The sequence below is a fragment of the Flavobacterium sp. genome, from assembly GCF_040402895.1.
GTDB lineage: Bacteria > Bacteroidota > Bacteroidia > Flavobacteriales > Flavobacteriaceae > Flavobacterium.
Map to the genome: position 1 here is coordinate 36866 of NZ_JBBALR010000007.1, position 22245 is coordinate 59110.

A 22245-nucleotide genomic window follows, 5' to 3' on the forward strand; every position below is an offset into this window, starting at 1 on the left:
TCACTAGCCCAAAATGTACTAGTGAAATTGAAGTATTATTTTTAATTAATAGCACTATATTAGTTAAAAGTGATTGGAGAAGTTACAGGAGTTGTAGGTTGTGGTATAACTTGCACAGGAGTTGCACTACTCAAACATCCCGATTGGCTTTTTACAATAACATTATAAGTTGTATTTGCCGCTATATTAGCGAATGTTGTAGAGGATTGCCAAGTAACCCCGTTATCAATACTGTATTGATATCCAGTTCCTGTTGGAGCAGTAACTTCAATAGTCGCAGTAGCTACAGAACATGTTGGTGGTGTAACTGTTGCAGCAGCTGTTGGAGTAGCGATTATGGTTACAAGAACATCTTGAGGTGTTCCTGGACAACCATTACTGTTAGTTTCAGTAACCGAAACTGTGTAAGTACCTGTTGCCACAGCAGTCCAATTAATACCAATAGCATTTGTTGTATTCCCACTAATTGTTCCTGCAGCAGGAGTTACACTCCAAGCATAAGTAGAACCAACAGTATTGGTAACGGAATAAGTTGCTGTAGCACATCCTTGCCAAATGGTTTGCTGAGCATTTGAAAAATTAAGTCCAAATAGGACAACTAGCATAAAGAATAGTTTTTGAATAAAATTTGTTTTCATAATGTTAAGTAATTGTTTTTAGTTAATAATTTATTTTAATTATGGTTAATATTAGTGGTTGAAGGTGTAGCATTTATATTCCATGAATAGACCATCCAAGAAGAGGCATTACAAGATCCACAATTTGAAACTCTTGCCCGAATTAAATTTGTTGTTCCGTTGGCAGAAAAATTAGGGATGGTTGAAGATGTTGAAGACCAACTTACTCCTCCGTCAATTGAATAAGAATATTCAAAAGAACAAGATAAACCGTTTTGGCTGCCAAAAATACAATTTTGAAGTGTAAGTGGGGTGCCCACACAAACACTAGATAAATTAGGTGATTTTAAGCAACTTGGCTCATTAGGATCAGCTACAATTGTAATAATTTTTGGAACAGTATAAACAGTGTTTCCACAGCCATCTGTTACTTTGCATCTGTAAGAATAAACACCTGCAATTAGAATTGGATCAGGATCAAAAGTGTTGCTGGTTGCATTTAAAATATCAACGGTATTTAATTGCCACTGATACGTATAACTACTATTTCCACCTGTTGGATTTGTGGTAAAAGTTAATACCGCAGGATTAAATCCTATACATTTAGTTAGAGGGTTTGTATTGTGAGCCCCAGCAGACAAATTTGAAAAAACAGTAACAACAACTGAATCTGTAGTACTACAACCATTTGCGGTAGCCGTCATTGTGTAGGTAGTAGTTGTCGTTGGAGACGCAATTGGGTTGGAAATATTTGGATTGCTTAATCCTGTTGTGGGGGACCAAGTGTAAGTAATATTAGGTATATAAGAATAATTGATAGTAAACATAACTGACATTGTTACAAAATCATAAAACCAATCATTATTCCATGACCTTAGTTGCAATAATTGATTGTTTGCCATTTGTCCATTTAGGCCATTATATAACAAATTAGATGCATTACATCCTGAAATAATATAATTATTGTTTACCATTAAGTCCCATTCATACCAATCATTACAATCAGGACCAATGGTAGGGCTATATATTATTGATGTAATTATAGCATTTGCCGGCATTCCAGAAGTTGTTCCTCCAATTCTAAAATTATCCCAATCGTATCCAGATGCAGTAAAATAATAATTTTTCGTCCCATTAAGAGTATTAGTTGAACTTCCACTTAATTGTGTTGAGCTTCCACTACAAATCGAAACATCATTTCCAGCATTTACATTTGTTGGAGACGGAGTAACATTAATTGTTGTGGTCATACAAGTTGACCAACTACTACTAGAAGCATAGTAAGTTGTAGTTACAGCAGGAGTAACTGTAATACTGGCGCCTGTGCCAATTAATGTTCCATTACACGAACTAGAATACCAATTTATCAGAGTTGAACTGGATGCTGTTAAACTAGTAGCTATTGTAGAACAAGTTGTAGTTGAATTAGAAATAAGTGAAACCGTTATAGTACCGTTATCAAAAGGATTTCCTGTTTGACAATTGAATCTGTTTAATTGAATCCGGTATTGTCCATTAGAGGGACAAACAAAATCTAAAGAAGCAGAACTTCCAGTGCAGGCAGGCCCGTTATCATCATTATATCCAACGACATTACCAACTGCATCTCTTACTGTTAATTGAGTGTCAAATCCTGAATTGCAATTTGAAATTCTATAAATATTCCCAGCTAACATATTATTTACGACAAAGTTTCTTCGTCCTGCATTGTTGTCAGGAGGAGTACAGGTTATAGATTGACCAAGAGCAGTTGGAGCGTTAGAAGTACATGCTGTATTATTAGAATACCAATCACACTGTGCAAAAACATTTGTGCTAATTAATAACAAGAGTAATATCCAAATAATTCTATTCAATTTGTAAAATTTTAATAAAAATATTTGCTAATATATAATTATTTTGGATAAATTTTTATTTAGTAACAAAAAAAATAAAATGGCATAATTGAAATTAGGCTTGTGTGGAATTAATTTGATACTCAGGTACTAACTTTTTAATTGAGTCTACCACTTCCTCACGTTCCATGGAATTAAAGTCTTTTAACGTATCCATAATCTGTTCTAAAGAATTAACTAAATCCGATTTCTCTTTCGCAATAACTATTTTTGGATTATGGGTAGGTTGTGTTTCTGAACATTCGGTAAGCACTTCTTCATATAGTTTCTCTCCGGGACGCATTCCAGAAAAATGTATGGTTATGTCTTTGCCTGGTACTTTTCCAGCTAAACGAATCATTTTTTCTGCTAAATCAACAATCTTAATAGATTTACCCATGTCAAAAACATAAATATTACCACCATTCCCGATGGCAGCCGCTTCAATAACTAGCTTACATGCTTCTGGAATAGTCATAAAAAATCGAGTAACTTCAGGATGTGTTACGGTAACAGGGCCACCTTCAGCTATTTGTTGCTTAAATAAATGAACCACAGAACCATTAGAACCCAAAACGTTTCCAAATCTAGTTATCATTATTTCCAATTTAGTTGCGCTTTGTTGGCTGTTATATATTTTTTGAGCTATTAATTCTGCAATTCTTTTACTGGCACCCATAATATTAGTTGGATTAACCGCCTTATCTGTTGAAACAAAAATAAATTTTTCCACATCATGTTTAATGGCTAAATCTAAACAGTTTTTTGTTCCAAAAACATTCACTTTAATAGCTTGTTTGAAATTTTTCTCTAAAATTGGCACATGTTTATATGCGGCAGCATGAAAAATAATATCCGGCTTGTTTAACTCAAAAATTAGCGCTAATTCATTATAATTGGTAACATCTATTAATTCAAATACACAATTACATTTTGATAAATTTTTATTAAAAAATAATTCGACTTCATGAAGCGGGGTTTCTGCTTGATCTAAGATAATTAGTTTACTTGGATTAAATGCGACTAATTGTTTCGCTAATTCAGAACCAATTGATCCTGCTCCACCAGTTACCAAAACTACTTTATTAGAAAATTGTCTAATAATATTTGGATTTTCAATTTCAATAGTTTTTCTGAATAATAATTCTTCTAACTTATATTCTTGAAAATTGGTTAAATCATTCGGGTTTGATTTCTGTAATAATTCCGGTTTGAAAATTTTAATATTATTTTGTAAACAATAATCAAATAGTATATTTTCATATTCTTCATCAAAATAATTTTTTGCAATAATTATGTTTTTGACATTCTTAGCTCTTAAGTGAGTAATTAAAGATTTACCATCTGAAATAACAGGAACACCTGCTATTTTTTTCTTATTTAAGGCACGATTGATATCAAAAAAAGCGATTAAAGAAAAATTACTTGATGGTAATGACAACATTTCTAATAAAGATATATTTTTTCGATTAACCCCAATAATAACAATTCTATCTTTAACTGAATCTGCAGATTTTTTGCTATTTATCAATTGAAAAAAATATTTTACAAATATTCTGAATGTAATTAATACTAATAAAATTAAAAAACAATTAATTGCTATAAAAAATGTTGAAATATAATTTATATTATATATATTATTTAAGAAATAATTTGATATGCTTAAAATAAAAAAGGAGGATAAAACAGAATTAATTATTTTTAATACATCATCGTAGGATGAATATCGAACTATACTTCTTGACGTTTTGAAAAGTAAAAAAACAAAGAAGAATACTATTAAATTGAATAGTAGATAATACAACAATAAATCTTTATAGGAGCTATGAGAAATAAGTTTCAAAAAAATTAAACTTACAAAACTAATAAGTTCCACTAACAATAAATCAAAAATCAAAATAAACCAAGATGGTAGAATTTGAATTTTAATTAAGGTATTAATTATAGATGAAGCTACTTTATTTAGCATAGTGTTAAATCGCATTTTTAAATACTATTATTTAAAATGATACATTTTACAAATTTATGTTATTTTTTAAACGTTTTCAACCAATATTTTAATTTAGATAAAATACTTTTTTTGCGCTTGGTTTTAACTACATCTGCTTTATAACCATATCCATATCCATAATTATAACCATACTTATAACCGTATTTATAGCCATACTTATAACCATACTTGTATCCATATCCTTTTTGTTCTCCAACATTATTAAGTACAATCCCTAAATTAGTAACTTTATTAAATTTCTTTAAATCATTAATGAAATTTAGAAGGTTTTTATCTGTATAATTTGCTCGAACTACATAAACAACTAAATCTGCTAAATTTGCAATCAATGTAGTATCTGTAACAAGCAATGTTGGAGCCGTATCTACAATAACATAATCGTACTGACTTTTTAACTCGTTTAATAACATTTCAAAACGTCCATTGGATAATAATTCAGCAGGATTTGGAGGAATTGTTCCTGAAAAGATGATATCAAACTTCAAGTCATATTGAGATCCGTTCTCAATCATATCTTTATAAGAAGCTGCTGTATCATGTAAAAAATTTGTAACCCCTTTTTTATGTCTTACTATATTCAACATTTTATGTAACTGCGGGTTTCGTAAATCCCCTCCAACAAGTATTACCTTTTTACCTAAAGTAGATAGTGTAATAGCTAAATTCATGGAAACAAAAGTTTTACCTTCCCCTTTAATAGTTGAAGTAGAAAACAGCACCAAACCGTTATCGTTTTCTTTAACTAGAAAACCTAAATTGGTTCTTAGCATTCTAAATGATTCCGATAAAACAGAACGGTCAAGATACTTCACCATTTTAACAACATCCGTAATATGGGGTATTTCGGCAATAACAGGAATGTTCTTAATCACTTTTTCAATATCACTTTTAGTGTGAATTTTAGTATCTAAAAGCAAATAAATATAAATGATTAAAAATGGAATAGTTAAACCAATTACTAAACCTGCTAAGTAAATTAAATTACCCTTTGGACTAATTGGAATTAACTCTGCTAAAGCATATTCAATAATTTTAATTGAAGGATTAATAATCGCTAAATTAACGGCTGCTTCTTCCCTTTTTTGCAATAAAATAATGTATAATGTTTCTTTAATTTCTTGTTGTCTATCAATGGATCGAATCGCTTTTTCTTGAAAAGGCAATGCGGCATACTGCTGGGTTTGATTTTGACTTATCTTTTCTATCTCATTAATTCTAGTTTGCATCATTTTTCGATACGTAGAAAGAGATGACTTTAAACTTGCTTTTAAATCTTTTTGAGAATTTTTAAGCTGTACAATCAAAGGATCATTATCACCAAGTGTTTGAGAAATTTTTTGAAGTTGTAAAACAATTTGATTATACTGACTTGTTAAAGCATTAACATCAACTTGCTGTAAGCCAATATTTACTGGCAATAAATCATTAAGACCTGTTTTTGATAAGGTTTCAATTAAAATTTCACTCAACAAAGCTTGCGTTTTTGCTTGGTTTAGTTCCTCTTTCGTACCCGATTTAGACATTAATAAACTTTGCGAGTCAAAGGTAAAGTCTGATAAATTTTGAACTTTTTTATAATTGGCCTTATTGGTTTCTATAGAATCTAGCTCTTTAAATAAAAAAGCAAAACGTTCATTAACAAAGTCAATAGTTTTGGTATACACCATTCGTCTATCATTAATTCCATCATTATTGAAAACTTCAGCAAGTTTATTAGCTATATCTCTAGATTTTTGTGGATTTGTAGAAGAAACAATAATTTTTAACAATTCACTTTGTTCCCCGACAGTAGTAACAGATAATTGCGCTCTTATAGTATTAATTACGTTTATTTTTTTACTCTTTTTAATAATATAATCTGAGTCTTTTCTTATTTGTCTATTGTTTTTTAAATGAAGACTAAAACTATTACCATTATAGGAATATATTTTATTGAATGAAAATTTATCATCTAAACTATTTATAGTAAAATGATTGCCTTTTAAATGAATTTTAATAGTGGTGATTAGTTCATCAGTAACGGAAGCATCTCCAAGCCATTTAATATAGAAAGGTGCTGTTGCGCCAATATCCGTTTCTTTAAACATTCCCGAAACATAATAAGTATTTTGCAAATCAAGCTCATCTACAACCGTTCCAACTAAAAGTGAAGATTTTAATACTTCAATTTCATTTTCTAAATTTATTCTAGATTTAGCAAAAAAGGAAAAACCATCACTTGGCAATTTAAAGCCAGCATTATTATTATCTAAAACTTTAATTACACTTGAAGATTGATAATATTCCGTAGCGTATCTTAAATAGAAAAAAGAAATAGTTAAACCTATAATAGCACCTAAAACTAACCAATGGAAATAAGAAAGATATTTGAAAAAAATCTCTTTAAAGTCAAAATTTGAACTTTGTTCTTCCTGAAAATCATTAGATTGCATACGTAATTATAGATTTTTGATTAAAATAATACTTGATAATAGAACAGAAACAATTGAAATCAAATTACCAGGATTACCAATAATTCCGGAAGATTTAACTTTTGCCGTATTTGGATCTACCACAATAACATCATTAGGCTTAACAAAATAATATGGGGATTTAAACCAATCGTTTTTAGTTAAATCTATTGTAGCATAACTTTGTTTCCCATTTTCTGTTCTGATAATGGTAATTTTTTTTCTAACACCATTGATTGTTAAGTCTCCCGCTAAACCTAAGGCTTGCAATAAGGTTAAATTATTCTCATAAAAAGTAAATGTCCCCGGTACTTTAACTTCGCCTAATACGGTGAATTTAGCATTTACCAACCTACAAATAACTACTGGATTTCTCAACAAACCTTTATCGATAAGAATTTTTTGAATAAACAATTCTACTTGGTTAATAGTTAAACCCGAAACTTTAACAACGCCAACCACAGGCATATTAATAGTACCCTCATTAGAAACCAAATACCCCTGCATTAGTAGCGCATTGGCTTGACCTGTAATATTCTGTTGAACAGATAAATTATATGGCGCAGCAAGTTCAGCATTATCTGCTGTTATTTTAACACTTAAAATATCGTTGGGTTGAATGTATAAGTCTGTCCATGAAATAGTATTCTCAGATGAACCAGGCGGTATATTTAAATATAAAATATCCTTATTGCTTGAACAAGATTGAAAAAAAAATACAAATAGTGCAGAAAAAATAACGAACTTAACAAAAGAAACTCTCATACAAAATATCAATAATTGGACAAATTTAAACAAAAATCAGGAAGAAAAAAAATTATGCCTACTGAAATATTAAATTAGACGCAACCAATAGTTCAATATTTTTTTCATATTTTTTTAAAAATGACGATTTCAGTACAAAATCAATTTGATGTAAAGAGTGAAAATCAGTACCTAGAAAATCATAAAAATTGTTTTCCAATAAATATTCTGATAATTTTTTGCATTTTTCACCATAATATCCTAATAATGACAAAACATTTAACTGAAAACTCATATCAAAAGATTTAAGATTTTCGAAAAATGACATGTTTTTTTCCGCATATAAATACCGCTCTGGGTGTGCTAAAATAAGATTTAAATCCCTCAATTTTAAATCAAAAAAAACATCCATAACCCCATCAACTGGAGCGCTTAACATGGAAAACTCTACTAACAAATGATTATCGGGCAATGTCAATAATTGATTCGTATTGGCCAATTCAAGCAAATAGGAATCGGCAAAATATTCACTACTGTAATTTTTAATAAAGGGATTCGTAACAGAAGAAAACGCATTTGAAATACTAGCTACATCATTATTCCATAAACCCGGAAAAGTATGCGGTGTAGCTATAGCACTTTTTATGCCTAAGTTTTGCATGGCTTCAATCATTATATTGGTATTTTCAATAGTCTTCGAACCATCATCAATGCCTGGTAATAAATGATTGTGTATATCAATAAAATTATTGTTCCACACGTCTGAAAAGGAAACCGTTTTTTTTGAAATCCAAAACATATAAGAAATTTAGTAAAATAAATAAAAAAGGGTTCTAAAAGAAAAACCCTTTTTAGTATTGAAATACTATTAATTTTTAGATAAACTTTTTAAGTATTTTTTATAAAATATTTAATTTGGGTATAAATATATAAATATTTATTGTACAAAATTTAATTTATATTAAAAAAATAAAATTAAGCTTAAATTAAACTTGAAGTTTAAAAAAATTTAGTTATTAAATAGTATTATTTTTATTGTATTAACGTTGTATCAATACATTTATTTAATTATTACATTTATTTAAAAAAGGTATTTCAAATTTTAAAAGTTAATGTTTAAATAAAGTAATTAGTAAATAACTTTCGGTAAAATTGGTAAAAACACTAACTTTGAATTTTATTTTATTTTATACCATGATTTCAAACACCAGTAACATAATTGCCGGCACCATGAATTGGGGTACGTGGGGAAGTAAACTTAGTACTTTTGCTATGCAAGAACGTATTGAAACCTATCTTTCCGAAAACATTATCACTTTTGATCATGCGGATATTTATGGCGGATACACTACTGAAACCGATTTTGGCAAAGCATGGAAAAACATGGCAATAGCAAGAGAAAACGTGCGGTTTGTAACCAAATGTGGTATAAAAATGATTGCTGAAAATAGAGATTATGGTAGTAAACATTACGATTATAGTAAAGAACACCTAATAAGGAGTGTGGAAAATTCCTTAAAAAATTTACAGACCGAGTATGTAGATGTATTGCTGTTACACCGACCAAGCCCATTAATGCAACCCGAAGTAATTGCAGAAGCGATTTCAGAACTAAAAAATTCTGGAAAAATAGTGGGTTTTGGATTGTCTAACTTTACGCCTTCACAAACCGATTTAATTAGAAAATATAACGTCGTGTCATACAATCAAATTCAATTTTCGGCCACGCATTTACAGCCAATGCTAACTGGTGAATTGGATTACATGATGCTTCATAACATTCAGCCCATGGCTTGGAATCCTTTAGGGTCTATATATAAGGAAGCCATTCCGCAAACCATCCGATTACAAGACTTGCTTCAGAAACTATCCATAAAATACGGAATTTCTGATGATTTGCTGCTGTTGGCTTGGGTTTTAAAACATCCAGCAAAAATTCAACCCGTTATTGGCACCACACAAATAGATCGCATCAAAAGTCTGAAACAACTTCATGGTTTTGAATTAGAACTTGAAGACTGGTTTGCCATTTGGACAGAAAGTATTGGGACTAAAATTCCATAAATTATGATTAACAAAAGGCTTCTGGTAAAAAATTTATTGGCTCATAATAACGAAAATAGTTTTTATGATAAAAAACGCCAATTAAATTTACATACTAAAGAAGGAAAAGGTAAATTTTTAAAACACATTTGCGCCTTATCCAATTCCAACCCGTTTAATAATTCGTATATTGTTGTTGGTGTAGAAGACGACGACAATGAAATAGTAGGAGATGATTTTTTTGATGACAGCCGAATTCAAAATCTAGTAAATGCTTATTTAGAAAATCCACCAAAAATAACCTACGACAATATCGCTTTTCCAAATTTACCAAAAGAGAGAGTGGTGGGCTTGGTTACTATTAAGCCAAAAAATAAAATCTCCTTTTTTAAAAAAAACATTTATACCATACTAATTAATAGTACATTTATTAGAATAGGAAGCAATACCGTGCCTACTGATGAAAAAATTGCGTTTTCAAAATCAAATGTAGCCACAGTTATTAGTATTGAAAATAATTCTAGAAATAGTATCGCACATACTTTAGAAAGTGTTTTGGACTTTATAACGGTCCGACACAAAGATTTAGACACGCAATATCAGGTGTTCAAAGAGAATTTTGTGGTATGTTGGGCTGGAAAAAAACAGGTGGTGCGAAACGAAACGTATTATTCGCGTGTAGCAATTGAGTTAATGAACGAGCAAATTAAGCTGTTTTATTCCAATTTAGATGAAGTCATTATTCAATATGATGAAGAACGTTTTACGATTACTGAATATGTAAAACTGGGGTTAAATGACGCCACTAGTTATTATCCTTTAGAACGGTTAACCTTCCATTTTTATGATAATGGCTATTATAAAATGGAGACCGAAATGCTATTTGAACCTCCACAATACAATAAAAAACTTCTATTTCATATTTACAATTCTGTTAAAAACACACTTGATAAATTAGAAAAAAACAAAGTAGTTTTAGAAGAAGACGTTTTACGAATTGCACCTACATTAATGATTTGTTACTTAAACGGATTTACCGAAGCCAAACAAAGATTAATAGAAGCAAAAAGTGTATTAAAAACCTATCCCAATTCAATGGCTTTTCTAAGTTTTAAAGATAGTTTAAGGATTTTAAGAAAAATGAAATACAACTAATCTTTCTCAGATAACCATTCTATATCTGCTACTAATTGTGTAAGATTTTTCTCGCCCTTTACGGTTTTATCTATATTTAATCCGTTGTAAAACCCTCTAATTCTTCCTTTTTGATCCACTAAAACAAAATTTTCTGTGTGCACCATATCATATAATTCTTCAGGTTTACCTGTTTTTACAACCAAATAGGATTGTCGTGCTATTTTATAAATTTCCTTTTGATCTCCTGTAACTAAATTCCATTTTTCATCAAGTACTCCTTTTTCTATGGCGTATTTTTTTAATACCTCAACCGTGTCTTCATTCGGAAAAACGGAATGAGAAAGCAATTTCACTTTCGGATTGTCTTTGATTTTATCTTGTAACCAAACCATGTTATCTGTCATTTTCGGACAAATAGTTTGACAAGTAGTGAAAAAGAAATCGGCTACATAAATTTTACCTTCATACGCTTTATTTGTTATTTTTTTTCCATTCTGATTGGTAAAAGCAAATGGTGCTATTTTATGCTTGTATCCTATGTGCTGTACCAAAGAATCTACCAACTCTGGGTTAACGTCTCTAGGAGTAATAACAGGTAAAGTTCTTCTATTTAATAATGTATAAATGGATACAAAAATCACAATAAGCAACCCCAGAAAAAGGACGGATAGTTTTTTATATTTAAGCATTTGAAGGCTATTTTTTTACAAAAATAAGACTATTTTATTTTATCTCGATCGGATTTAACAATTGTATTTTTAAATAATTCTAGTTTTTTTAATAGATTTGTCCATATTGTTTTACGAAAAACAAACTAACCAATCCTATAAATGTTAAAAATATGAAAAACAAAACTATGCTTGCTAGTTTAGCAATTGTCTCCGCCATGCTTTTTGAAAGTTGCTCAGTAACTATTGGAAAAGAAGGACAACCAGGAAAAGAGGGTTTATCAGGTAGTGCCGTACTTTCAACATCTCAAAAATTCGGGATACGTACCGAGTTTATGGATACCTCCGTAAAACCAAATGACGACTTTTTTAGATATGTAAATGGAACCTGGTTGGATAAAACGGAAATTCCTGCTGACAGAACCCGTTGGGGAAGTTTTGACGAGTTAAGAAAAAACACAGATGATGATGTAATGGCTATATTAAACGAAGCGGTTGCAAATAAAAACTTAGATCCAAAATCGGATCAAGCGAAAGCCGTAAATTTATACAAATCCATTTTAGATACGGTTTCAAGAAACAAACTTGGTATTACGCCTATTCAGCCTTATTTAGAAAAAATAAATGCGGTAAAAAACAGTACCGATTTAATGAATCTTTTAGTAGAAACCAAAGCGGATGCTAGTTTAGGATTTTTAGGATCATTTGTAGGTGCAGATGCGAAAAATAGCAACAAGAATGTCGTATATGTAGGAACAGGAAGTTTGGGTTTACCGGATAAAGAGTATTACATGTCTGACAAACCAGACACGAAAGAAAAAAGAGAAAAATATGTGTTACACATAGCTAAAATGTTTGGCTATTTAGGTATGGACCCAAAAACCGCTTCTGAAAAAGCAGCAAGGGTTTTGGCTTTCGAAATCTCTTTGTCTGAACCAACTTTAGACCGCGTAGAAAGACGTGACCGTCGTAAAACATATAATCCAATGTCGGTTGCCGATTTACAAAAAATAGCCCCATCCAACAATTGGACATCGTACTTCGAAAAATCTGGGTTTAGTAAATTGGATTCTGTGGTAGTTTCGCAACCTAAATACTTAACCAAATTAGACGCTATTATAAAAGAAAATAAAGTTGAGGATTGGAAAGCGTACATGACTTGGACGCTTTTACGTTCAAATGCAGATGAATTAACCACTGAAATTGAAAAAACAGATTGGGAGTTTTATAGCAAAACCTTATCTGGAGCAGTAAAACAAAGACCTGCTACGGAAAGAGCTTTGGCTACTGTAAACGGTGTTTTAGGGGAAGCTTTAGGAAAATTATACATAGAGAAAAAATTTCCTGCAGAAGCAAAAACAAAAGCGGAAGCCATGATTGCAAATGTATTTAAAGCATACGAAAATCGTATTAATAATTTACCTTGGATGACACCGGCAACAAGAGCAAATGCTATTGTAAAACTTAAAAAATTTAGAGTAAAAATTGGATATCCTGATACTTGGAAAGATTATAGCGGATTACAAATAAAAAGCCCAGAACAAGGGGGAACGCTTCACGAAAATTCATTAGCAATCAGCCGTTGGAGCAACAAAGAAAACATTTCAAAACTAGGAAAACCAGTTAATAAAGAGGAATGGGGTATGTCGCCTCAAACTGTAAACGCATACTATAGTCCAACAAACAACGAAATTGTGTTCCCAGCCGCTATATTACAACCCCCTTTTTACGATTATAGAGCGGATGAAGCGGTAAATTATGGTGGAATTGGTGGCGTAATTGGTCATGAAATTTCACACGGATTTGACGATTCAGGTTCAAGATACAACGCAGAAGGAAACTTAATTAATTGGTGGAGCGAAGAAGATTTAAAACAATTCACGACATTAGGAACGGCTTTAGCAGATCAATATTCTGCTTTGCAACCGTTACCAGGAATTTATGTAGATGGAAAATTTACATTAGGTGAAAATATTGGCGATTTAGGTGGTGTAAACGCAGCGTATGACGGATTACAAATTTACCTTAAAGAAAAAGGAAACCCGGGTTTAATTGACGGTTTTACTCCTGAACAACGTTTTTTCCTTTCTTGGGCTACCATTTGGAGAAGTAAAATGCGAGAGGAAGCTATTAAAAATCAAGTGAAAACGGATACGCATTCGCCTGGGCAATATAGAGCCTACGTTCCGCTTCAAAACATTGAATCTTTTTATAAAGCGTTTACTATTAATGCCGGAGATAAAATGTATATCGCGCCAGAAAAAAGAGTCAAAATTTGGTAAAAAAATGGGTGCCTTTAAAACTGAACGTATTTAAATTCTAAAATAGAGTTGAAAACCTGAAATTCTGATGAAAATATAGAATGGCAGGTTTTCTCTTTTTATACCGTCTCCTTTTTTATACATTTGCCTTATGCAATTTTCTTATCCAAATAACGAAAAACTAAAAAGCCATAAAACAATTGATCTTTTGTTTTCTGAAGGAAAATCTATATCTAAATACCCGTTACGATTGGTTTATGTTGAAAATACAGATGAAAATAATCTAGAAAAAGTACTAATGGGCGTTTCTGTTTCAAAAAAATATTTTAAACGTGCAGTTGACCGAAATTACTTTAAACGGGTTTTAAGAGAATGCTACCGTTTAAATCAAAACCTATTGAAAGACAATCTTAAAACCCCTTATGCTTTTATGTTTTTTTATCAAACTAAAGAAAAATTACCCTATCAAGAAATAGAAGAAAAAACCAGACAATTATTTCAAAAATTTAACGAAACGATAAAGTAAATTTAGAATATTTAATCCGTTTCAACTATTTTAATTAATTTAGTAAAATATTATACCACAACACATGAGTTTTTTTAACAAAAGAAAAGTAGTAATTCCATCCCTTGTAGCTGGATTATTATTTGTTGCCGTAAGTTTTCAAAACGATTTTTTTGCTTTAGCCAAACAAATTGAAATTTTTACGAATCTATATAAAATTGTCAACCAAAATTATGTAGATGAAACCAATCCAGGCAACTTAATGGATGTGGCAATAAAAAGCATGCTAAGTGAATTGGACCCCTATACCGTATACTTTGACGAGCAAGATGTGCTAAAATTTAAAATTAATAATACCGGAGAATATACCGGAATTGGCGCTATTGTTTCACGGAAAGACGATAAAATAATTTTAAAAGAAGTATATGAAAACATGCCAGCCGACAAAGGCGGTTTTAAAGCAGGTGATGTCATTATCCAAATTGGAGATGTAGTGCTGAAAGATTTTAAAGACGACGCTTCTCAGCTACTAAAAGGCGCCAAAAACACTAAAATTGATATCGTTTATTTCCGCCAAGGAGTAGAAAAAAAAGGACAAATTATTTTAGACGAAGTAGAAATAAAAGCCGTTCCTTATTATAAATTATTAAGCGACAAAACGGGTTATATTGTACTTCAAAAATTTAACGAAAAAGCTGCTACAGAAACCAAAGCAGCCTTATTAACGTTAAAAGAACAAGGCGCCACAAAAATTATTTTAGACTTAAGAGATAATCCAGGTGGCTTATTACACGAAGCCGTAAATATTTGTAATTTATTTGTACCAAAAGACGAAATAATTACCACTACAAAATCGCAAAATAAAGTGCATAACCATATTTATAAAACTAACAACGAGCCCGTTGATACTGAAATTCCATTAGCAATTATTGTAAATGACAGAAGTGCTTCTGCATCAGAAATTGTTTCGGGCGCGCTACAAGATTTAGACCGCGCAGTAATTGTGGGAAATAGAAGTTTTGGAAAAGGATTGGTACAACGTCCATTTAATTTAACGTATGGTACACAAGTAAAAGTAACCATTTCAAAATACTACACGCCTTCAGGTCGTTGTATTCAAGCTACTGATTATAGTAAAAAAGACGCCAACGGAAAAGCAATTAAAACATCCGAAAAAGAATATAATGCATTTAAAACAAAGGGCGGAAGAATTGTTTACGATGGCGGTGGGGTTTTACCAGACGTAGAAATTGCTGACATGAAAAAAAGCGCCACTAGCTTAAGTATTGCTAATTCAGATGCCGTTTTTGAATTTGCAAACGTGCTATATTACAGAAATCCAAACGCTAAAAGCGTAACCAACATCTCAGAAGCAGATTATAACGAATTTAAAGCGTATTTAAAGAAAGAAAAGGTGGAAATTAACAGCAATAGCGATAAGTCTTTAAAAAATCTATTAGAAGCCGCTAAAAAAGATAAAATAGATGCTGACATTCAAATAGAAATAAAACAATTGGAAGCGGCCATTGAGAAAACAAAAAACAAAGAATTAGATAAAAATAAAGAAGAAATTAAACGCCTACTTTTACAAGAATTATTATTAAGATACGGCTATCGTAATGCTTTTTACGATTATGTTTCTACTAAATATTCTGATGTACTAAAAGCGCAACAAATTTTAAATAATCCCTCAGAATACAAACAGATATTAAAAAAATAAAATGAAGAAAATAGTCGTTTTTCTATTTTTAGTCACTACTTTTCTTGGGTTTTCTCAAGAAGAAACCGTGCATTCTATTTATTTTGATACCGATGTGCGTGAAATAAAACCTTTACAAGCTGAAGCGGTAGTCTATTTTTTAAGTTTGATTGATACCACGCGACTTCAAAGTGTTTCTATTTATGGATATTGCGATGATGTTGGGAAAATTAATTATAATTACAAATTATCACAAGATCGTGCCAATAGTGTCAAAAACATGTTGGTAAAAAAAGGGGTGAAATATAAAATTATTGTAAAAATTGAAGGAAAAGGAAAAGTACTTATTGATGAAGATTTAGAAGAAAATATTCCCGAAGCCAGAGCTAAAAATCGTCGCGTAGATGTGGTTTTAAACTTTAAACCTTTGGTGGTGGAAGAACTAAATATTCCAGGTTTATACAAAACCATAAGAAAAAACGCATTAGTAGGCGATCGGGTGTATTTAGATAAATTACTTTTTGATAGCGGCAGTAGCAAACTTAAACAAAGTGCTGTAAAACAACTCGAAATGATTGTTGTTTTGTTAAAAAGATATCCCAACATTCATATAGAAATTCAGGGTCATGTGTGTTGTACACCGACGTTTCATAAGGAAGCTATTGACAAGGATACCAGAAAAAGAGAATTATCAAAAAATAGAGCAGAAAGAGTGTATAAATTTCTACAAAGTCGGGGTATTAGTAAAGCCCGTATGACTTTTAAAGGTTATGGAAATTCACAGCCTATAGGCAAAGATGAGCAATTTGACAGAAGAGTGGAATTGGTTATTACAAAAATTTAATAAGCATTTTAACTACACTTTCCTCATTTCAATATGCGGAATGTCATCTTCCAAATAACTTTCACCAACTACAACAAAACCGTGACTTTCGTAAAATTTTTGCAAATATAATTGGGCTGAAATTGTAATTTTTGTTTCTTGAAAAAGTATTTTAATTGCATCGATAGAAACGCGCATCAATTCGTGACCAAATTTTTTATCTCGGTATGATTCCTTTACAATTACTCGACCAATCGAGCTGAATTCAAAATAATCTTTCGGTTTAAAAAGACGGGAACAAGCAACCAAAACTCCATTAGAATACCCTAAAACATGAATGGCTTTTTGATCTTTTCCATCGATGTCTTGATACACGCAATTTTGCTCCACTACAAACACTTCTGATCGCAATTGCAACAAAGCATATAACTCCTCTGCAGAAAGTTCGTGAAACGGCTTGATTTTAAATGAAATCATTTTGTTTTAATTTGATAGACAAAACTAACCCTTTTTTATTTATTGAAACAAAAAAAACCTTTGTAAAGTTTTTAATAATTAAACGTTTACAAAGGTATATATGAGATAAAAAACAATGTTTTATCCTTGAATTTTCAGTTTCATTCCAGGTTGAATATTATCTGTTTTCAGATCGTTTTTCTTTTTTAAATCGTCTGTGGTTAAATTTGGAAACTTTTTAGTGATTGAAAAAATAGAATCTCCTTTTTGTACGATGTAATAATCTTCTTTGATTTCAATTTTACTTTTCGCAGAAGAATATTTATTTTCTGTAGGTTTTTCAGTGTTTTCAGCAACTGCATTTTCAACAACTGGTTCCACTATTTCGGTTTTCGGTTTCGGTTTCGGTTTTTTGACGACTTCGTTGACCGTGACTTTTTTAATCGTTTGAATTACTAAACTTTGTCCAGCGTTTATGTTACTTCCTTTAATGTTATTCCATTTTCTTAAATTAACAATACTCACGTTGTTTTTGTCGGCAATTTCACTCAGTGTTTCGCCTTTTTTCACTTTATGGAAGTTTTTACTTACCACTTCCTTAGTGCGTTTTTTTATGACTTCTTCGTATTCGTTGGTATCGTTGTTTTTAACAGTAAGATTTGCAACAACAGCTAAAGAATCTTGTTTGGCAATACTGTCGCGTTTTTTTGCTTGAAGTGCTAACTGAATGTTTCTAATTTTTTCTTGTTCTAAATATGCTAAATAGCCATAAATTTTTTCTTCGTTAGAAACAAAAATTCCAATTTTATTTTTCGGTAATCGCAAGTAAAAGGTTTCCTCTTCAATGGAAGGAATGTATTTCGATTTATAAATTGGATTTAAATATTCTAATTGTGCCTCTGAAATATCTAATAAATCTGATAATTGTTTGAATGTCATGGCCTGTTTCAGCATAACTGTATCTGTTTCCGCATACTTCATTTCTGCTTTGTGCGGCACCAAACCATGTTCTTTTTTAAATTCGTAAATATACATCGTAGCTAAAAAAGCGGGTAAATAGTTGGCCGTTTCTCTTGGTAAATATTTTCTAATTTCCCAATAATCTGTTTTACCTCCAGAACGTCTAATAGCTTTAGAAACATTACCAGGTCCGCAATTGTAAGAAGCCAAAACCAAGCTCCAATCGCCAAAAATTTCGTACATGTTCATCATATAATGACAAGCGGCTTCTGTTGATTTTATTGGATCATGACGCTCGTCAACATAAGTTGTAATTTTCAATTTGTACTGTTTACCAGTTTCCGGCATAAATTGCCACAAACCACCAGCACCAACTTTAGATTTTGCTTTTGGTTGTAACGCAGATTCTACTATGGCTAAATATTTTATTTCTAAAGGTAAATTGTATTTTGATAATTTTTCTTCAAACAAAGGAAAATAATATTCCGCTATGGCCATTTGTCTTTCAAAACTTTTTGACCTGTTTTTTAAAAACGATTTAATTACGTTTTCCAAAGCTGGATTGTATTCAATTACAAATGGCGATTGCACGTCTAATTTTCGTAATCGTTTTTTTAATACTTCCGTGTCTAAATTATAAGCCACTTTCTCGTCGATATTCATGTTTTCAATATCAAAAAACATTTCATTTGATAACGAAGCGTCTGCTATTTCTTTCATCCATCTTTCATCGATACAATTGCTTGTAGCGTGGTTGGAAAACGTAGCTTTAAGAGAATCTAAATACGATATTTTTGGTGTAAAAAGTGTGGGTGTTACATGCTGACTTTCTTGAGCAAACAAAGCGTTTGACAGAAAAAGACCAAGGGTTAGTAGAACTATTTTTTTCATTCTTTTTATATGTTTTTTCTCCATAAATTCCGGAGCATTTTATCTAAATCATTAATATACAATTACTTGTATAAACGCAAATATATTTTATTTATTGCTAACTACCCAACTTTTAACGTTTAAATTTTACGTTTTAACGTTTTTTTAGGGATTTCGTCGGTGATTTAGATACGTTATGATAACAAATAAGTATCAATAATAGAGTTAAATGTTATCAATGTTTTTATGGTTTTCTACTTCAAAATAGCAGCAATTCCTGGTAATGTTTTTCCTTCTAACATTTCTAGCATCGCACCGCCACCTGTAGAAACGTAGCTCATTTTGTCTTCTAATCCAAATTGTTTTACCGCAGCTACACTATCACCGCCGCCTACTAAAGAGAAACAGCCGTTTTTAGTAGATTCGGCAATAAAATCGCCAAGGGAAATGGTTCCGTTAGCAAAGGTTGGTAATTCAAACACACCAATTGGTCCATTCCATAATATGGTTTTACTGTTTAAAACCACGTCTTTTAACATTTCTAAAGTTTTCGGACCTGCATCTAAACCTTGCCATCCTGCTGGAATTTCAGCCACATTTACTACTTGAGTATTGGCATCATTAGAAAAGGCATCAGCTGCCAAAACATCTACAGGTAAGTGAATTTTCACACCTTTTGCAGTGGCTTGTTTCATAATATCTAAAGCCAAGTCCATTTTGTCGTCTTCGCAAATAGAATCTCCTATGTTACCGCCCATCGCTTTGATAAACGTAAACGTCATTCCACCACCAATAATCATATGATCTACTTTGTCTAAAATGTTTTCGATAATGGTAATTTTAGAAGAAACTTTACTTCCACCAAGTATTGCTGTAACCGGTTTTTCAGAGTTTTTTAATACTTTATTTATGCTTTCAATTTCTTTCGCTAATAAAGCGCCGAAACATTTATCATTTGGAAATTCGTTTGCAATAATTGTAGTGGAAGCGTGCGCTCTATGTGCTGTTCCGAAAGCATCGTTTACGTACACATCGCCCAAACTAGCTAATTCTTTAGAAAATTCAACATCTCCTGCCTCTTCTTCGGGATAAAAACGTAAATTTTCCAATACTAATATTTCGCCGTTTTGTAGATTTGAAGCGGCTTCTTTCGCAATTTCACCTCTACAATCTGAAGCAAATTTTACTTTTTTTCCTAACACTTCTTCAATTTTATAAACAATATGGCTCAAAGAATATTTCTGTTCTTTTCCTTTTGGTCTTCCTAAGTGCGACATTAAAACAACTGCTCCGCCATCGTTTAAAATCTTATCAATAGTTGGTTTAGCTGCTTCAATTCGGTTGGCATCGGTAACTTTAAAATTTTCATCTAAAGGCACATTAAAATCTACACGGATTAAGGCTTTTTTATTTTTAAAATTGATTTCGAAAATAGTTTTCATAGGATTGTGTTTTGTTGTTTTTAGTTTGAAGTTGTGTCTTTAACATATTTGCAAATATAAAATTTTGATTTTAAACCAAGATAAAAATCACTTATATTTGCTACATGCTATTTAAAGACATACTTGGACAAGACCATATTAAAAACTTTTTAATTACTACCGCTAACGCCGGAAGAGTGCCACATGCACAATTGTTTATTGGTCCTGAGGGTTCGGGAACGTTACCAATGGCAATTGCTTATGCGCAGTACATTTTATGTAATAATACTGGTGAAGAAAACAATACTGGAAACGGTGCTTGCAATTTAAAATTTGAACATTTTTCGCATCCCGATATGCATTTTGTGTATCCAATTACAGCTACAGACGATGTAAAAGGTGATAATGTAGTTAGTACCAATTTTTTAGATCAGTGGCGCAGTTTTGTTAAAGAAAACCCATACGGAAGTTTATTTGACTGGTATAAAAAATTAGAAATTCCTAAAAAACAAGGAATTATTAGTGTTAAAGAATCGGCGGCAATTAATAAAAATTTATCATTAAAAGCATACGAAGGTGGCTATAAGGTAATGATTATTTGGATGGCAGATAAAATGAGAACAGACGCTGCAAATAAATTACTAAAATTATTGGAAGAACCACCAGAAAAAACGGTTTTTATTTTAATTTCTGAAAGTGTTGACAATTTATTACAAACGATTATTTCTCGTTGTCAAGTGGTGGATTTTTTAGCTATACCGGAACAAATTATTACTGAAAAGCTAATTTATAGTCATCAAGTGGAGGCAAATTTGGCTAAAAAAATTGCCCATCAGTGTGAAGGCAATTACAACAAGGCCTTACATTTCTTGCATCAAGATAGTGATGATTCTGTATTTGAAGAATGGTTTGTCAATTGGGTTCGTGCAGCATTTAAAGCAAAGGGAAATGCAAGCGTAATTGCTGATTTAATTTCTTGGAGCAGCACTATTTCTAAAGAAGGAAGAGAAACCCAAAAAAACTTTTTACAATTTTGTATTCAATTTTTTCGTCAAGCTTTGTTGTTGAATTATCAGGCTACTGATTTGGTTTATTTAGAACCAAATTTTGAGAATTTTAAATTGGAAAAATTTGCGCCTTTTGTTCACGGAAATAATATTTCGGAAATTTTTAAAGAGTTGGAAGACGCCATTTATCATATTGAAAGAAACGGAAATAGCAATATTATTTTAACCGATTTATCGATAAAGTTAACACGTTTGTTGCATAAAAAAGAAATAAATTAAACGCACAATCAAACCAAAAAATAAATACTATGAATGAATTTGCACTACTATTACTAGCTTTTTTAGCGATTACTTTTTTACAATCAGGATACGATAAAATTGCCGATTGGAACGGAAATGTAAGTTGGTTAAAAAGCCATTTTTCTCAAACGTTTTTAAAAAACCAAGTGCCCGCGGCTTTATTTACGGTTTTAGCTCTAGAAATTGTAGCTGGTGTTTTGTCGATTATGGGAATTGCTGAAAACATTACGAGCGGCAGAACTATTATAGGCGATTATGCTTGTATGGTTTCGTGTGTAACGCTTTTGTTGTTGCTTTTTGGACAACGAGTTGCAAAAGATTATGACGGCGCTAGAACGATTGTCATTTATTTAATTCCAGCTTTGTTGGGCGTATATTGGTTGTAAACAAAATTACGAT

At 31.4% G+C, this 22245-nt stretch carries 18 protein-coding genes; 8 read left to right on the plus strand and 10 right to left on the minus strand.

The genetic code is table 11. The features are described from left to right. Nucleotides 1-59: 59 nt before the first annotated feature. The 6 genes from ABWP60_RS07405 to ABWP60_RS07430 all read right to left on the minus strand — a co-directional run bounded on the left by ABWP60_RS07405 (nt 60) and on the right by ABWP60_RS07430 (nt 8495). A complete protein-coding gene (locus ABWP60_RS07405; protein ID WP_353150683.1) occupies nt 60-605 on the minus strand; it encodes a hypothetical protein in 546 nt (181 codons plus the stop codon). A gap of 68 nt (nt 606-673) precedes the next feature. Continuing rightward, nucleotides 674-2473 carry an immunoglobulin domain-containing protein gene (locus ABWP60_RS07410; RefSeq protein ID WP_353150686.1) on the minus strand — a complete coding sequence of 600 codons (1800 nt, stop codon included), beginning with the start codon at nt 2471-2473 and terminating at the stop codon, nt 674-676. 94 nt (nt 2474-2567) lie between these two features. After that, nucleotides 2568-4475 carry a polysaccharide biosynthesis protein gene (locus ABWP60_RS07415; RefSeq protein ID WP_353150689.1) on the minus strand — a complete coding sequence of 636 codons (1908 nt, stop codon included), beginning with the start codon at nt 4473-4475 and terminating at the stop codon, nt 2568-2570. 44 nt (nt 4476-4519) lie between these two features. Beyond that, nucleotides 4520-6934 (minus strand): GumC family protein, encoded by a 2415-nt coding sequence (locus tag ABWP60_RS07420; protein WP_353150692.1) that lies wholly within the window; start codon nt 6932-6934, stop codon nt 4520-4522. 6 nt (nt 6935-6940) lie between these two features. Next, on the minus strand, nt 6941-7717 hold the full coding sequence (locus ABWP60_RS07425; RefSeq protein WP_353150695.1) for a polysaccharide biosynthesis/export family protein: 777 nt from the start codon (nt 7715-7717) through the stop codon (nt 6941-6943). A 58-nt stretch (nt 7718-7775) separates the two neighbouring features. Then, the gene (locus tag ABWP60_RS07430; RefSeq protein ID WP_353150697.1) at nt 7776-8495 is read right to left on the minus strand and encodes a tyrosine-protein phosphatase; all 720 of its coding nucleotides are present in this window, start codon (nt 8493-8495) and stop codon (nt 7776-7778) included. 371 nt (nt 8496-8866) lie between these two features. Here ABWP60_RS07430 and ABWP60_RS07435 point away from each other — a divergent pair, with 371 nt between their 5' ends. Together ABWP60_RS07435 and ABWP60_RS07440 are read left to right on the plus strand one after the other, a co-directional pair. Continuing rightward, complete coding sequence (locus ABWP60_RS07435) at nt 8867-9760, plus strand: aldo/keto reductase (RefSeq protein ID WP_353150700.1); 894 nt, start codon at nt 8867-8869, stop codon at nt 9758-9760. Between the two features lie 3 nt (nt 9761-9763). Continuing rightward, nucleotides 9764-10894, plus strand: coding sequence for an ATP-binding protein (locus ABWP60_RS07440; protein ID WP_353150703.1), 1131 nt, complete (start codon nt 9764-9766; stop codon nt 10892-10894). Here the strand turns inward: ABWP60_RS07440 and ABWP60_RS07445 are convergent. Next, nucleotides 10891-11565: an SCO family protein gene (locus ABWP60_RS07445; RefSeq protein ID WP_353150706.1), complete on the minus strand. Its 675-nt coding sequence runs from the start codon at nt 11563-11565 to the stop codon at nt 10891-10893. The genes ABWP60_RS07440 and ABWP60_RS07445 overlap by 4 nt on opposite strands. Nucleotides 11566-11717: 152 nt before the next feature. Between ABWP60_RS07445 and ABWP60_RS07450 the strand changes: the two genes are divergently transcribed. From ABWP60_RS07450 to ABWP60_RS07465, 4 genes are all read left to right on the plus strand, one after another. Beyond that, nucleotides 11718-13826, plus strand: coding sequence for a M13 family metallopeptidase (locus ABWP60_RS07450; protein ID WP_353150709.1), 2109 nt, complete (start codon nt 11718-11720; stop codon nt 13824-13826). A gap of 130 nt (nt 13827-13956) precedes the next feature. After that, entirely contained in the window at nt 13957-14331 is a 375-nt protein-coding gene (gene rnpA, locus ABWP60_RS07455; protein WP_353150712.1) for a ribonuclease P protein component, read from the plus strand. Nucleotides 14332-14395: 64 nt separating this feature from the next. Then, nucleotides 14396-16030, plus strand: a complete 1635-nt coding sequence (locus tag ABWP60_RS07460) for a S41 family peptidase (RefSeq protein WP_353150715.1) — start codon at nt 14396-14398, stop codon at nt 16028-16030. A 1-nt stretch (nt 16031) separates the two neighbouring features. After that, complete coding sequence (locus ABWP60_RS07465; protein ID WP_353150718.1) at nt 16032-16853, plus strand: OmpA family protein; 822 nt, start codon at nt 16032-16034, stop codon at nt 16851-16853. Nucleotides 16854-16865: 12 nt separating this feature from the next. Here the strand turns inward: ABWP60_RS07465 and ABWP60_RS07470 are convergent, their stop codons facing one another. From ABWP60_RS07470 to ABWP60_RS07480, 3 genes are all read right to left on the minus strand, one after another. Next, complete coding sequence (locus ABWP60_RS07470) at nt 16866-17309, minus strand: GNAT family N-acetyltransferase (protein WP_353150721.1); 444 nt, start codon at nt 17307-17309, stop codon at nt 16866-16868. A gap of 120 nt (nt 17310-17429) precedes the next feature. Next, nucleotides 17430-19139 carry a lytic transglycosylase domain-containing protein gene (locus ABWP60_RS07475; RefSeq protein ID WP_353150724.1) on the minus strand — a complete coding sequence of 570 codons (1710 nt, stop codon included), beginning with the start codon at nt 19137-19139 and terminating at the stop codon, nt 17430-17432. 233 nt (nt 19140-19372) lie between these two features. Continuing rightward, a complete protein-coding gene (locus tag ABWP60_RS07480; RefSeq protein WP_353150727.1) occupies nt 19373-20560 on the minus strand; it encodes a phosphoglycerate kinase in 1188 nt (395 codons plus the stop codon). Nucleotides 20561-20664: 104 nt separating this feature from the next. Between ABWP60_RS07480 and ABWP60_RS07485 the strand changes: the two genes are divergently transcribed. Further along, on the plus strand, nt 20665-21825 hold the full coding sequence (locus tag ABWP60_RS07485) for a DNA polymerase III subunit (RefSeq protein ID WP_353150730.1): 1161 nt from the start codon (nt 20665-20667) through the stop codon (nt 21823-21825). A 29-nt stretch (nt 21826-21854) separates the two neighbouring features. Continuing rightward, a complete protein-coding gene (locus tag ABWP60_RS07490; RefSeq protein ID WP_353150733.1) occupies nt 21855-22232 on the plus strand; it encodes a DoxX family membrane protein in 378 nt (125 codons plus the stop codon). Nucleotides 22233-22245 lie beyond the last annotated feature (13 nt).

Bases quoted from the DNA above. Each gene is read 5' to 3' on its own strand.
- ABWP60_RS07490 (WP_353150733.1), top strand. From the start codon at position 21,855: ATGAATGAATTTGCACTACTATTACTAGCTTTTTTAGCGATTACTTTT.
- ABWP60_RS07450 (WP_353150709.1), top strand. From the start codon at position 11,718: ATGAAAAACAAAACTATGCTTGCTAGTTTAGCAATTGTCTCCGCCATG.
- rnpA (WP_353150712.1), top strand. From the start codon at position 13,957: ATGCAATTTTCTTATCCAAATAACGAAAAACTAAAAAGCCATAAAACA.
- ABWP60_RS07485 (WP_353150730.1), top strand. From the start codon at position 20,665: ATGCTATTTAAAGACATACTTGGACAAGACCATATTAAAAACTTTTTA.
- ABWP60_RS07405 (WP_353150683.1), bottom strand. From the start codon at position 605: ATGCTAGTTGTCCTATTTGGACTTAATTTTTCAAATGCTCAGCAAACC.
- ABWP60_RS07460 (WP_353150715.1), top strand. From the start codon at position 14,396: ATGAGTTTTTTTAACAAAAGAAAAGTAGTAATTCCATCCCTTGTAGCT.
- ABWP60_RS07415 (WP_353150689.1), bottom strand. From the start codon at position 4,475: ATGCGATTTAACACTATGCTAAATAAAGTAGCTTCATCTATAATTAAT.
- ABWP60_RS07425 (WP_353150695.1), bottom strand. From the start codon at position 7,717: ATGAGAGTTTCTTTTGTTAAGTTCGTTATTTTTTCTGCACTATTTGTA.
- ABWP60_RS07430 (WP_353150697.1), bottom strand. From the start codon at position 8,495: ATGTTTTGGATTTCAAAAAAAACGGTTTCCTTTTCAGACGTGTGGAAC.
- ABWP60_RS07445 (WP_353150706.1), bottom strand. From the start codon at position 11,565: ATGCTTAAATATAAAAAACTATCCGTCCTTTTTCTGGGGTTGCTTATT.
- ABWP60_RS07420 (WP_353150692.1), bottom strand. From the start codon at position 6,934: ATGCAATCTAATGATTTTCAGGAAGAACAAAGTTCAAATTTTGACTTT.
- ABWP60_RS07465 (WP_353150718.1), top strand. From the start codon at position 16,032: ATGAAGAAAATAGTCGTTTTTCTATTTTTAGTCACTACTTTTCTTGGG.
- ABWP60_RS07470 (WP_353150721.1), bottom strand. From the start codon at position 17,309: ATGATTTCATTTAAAATCAAGCCGTTTCACGAACTTTCTGCAGAGGAG.
- ABWP60_RS07440 (WP_353150703.1), top strand. From the start codon at position 9,764: ATGATTAACAAAAGGCTTCTGGTAAAAAATTTATTGGCTCATAATAAC.
- ABWP60_RS07480 (WP_353150727.1), bottom strand. From the start codon at position 20,560: ATGAAAACTATTTTCGAAATCAATTTTAAAAATAAAAAAGCCTTAATC.
- ABWP60_RS07475 (WP_353150724.1), bottom strand. From the start codon at position 19,139: ATGAAAAAAATAGTTCTACTAACCCTTGGTCTTTTTCTGTCAAACGCT.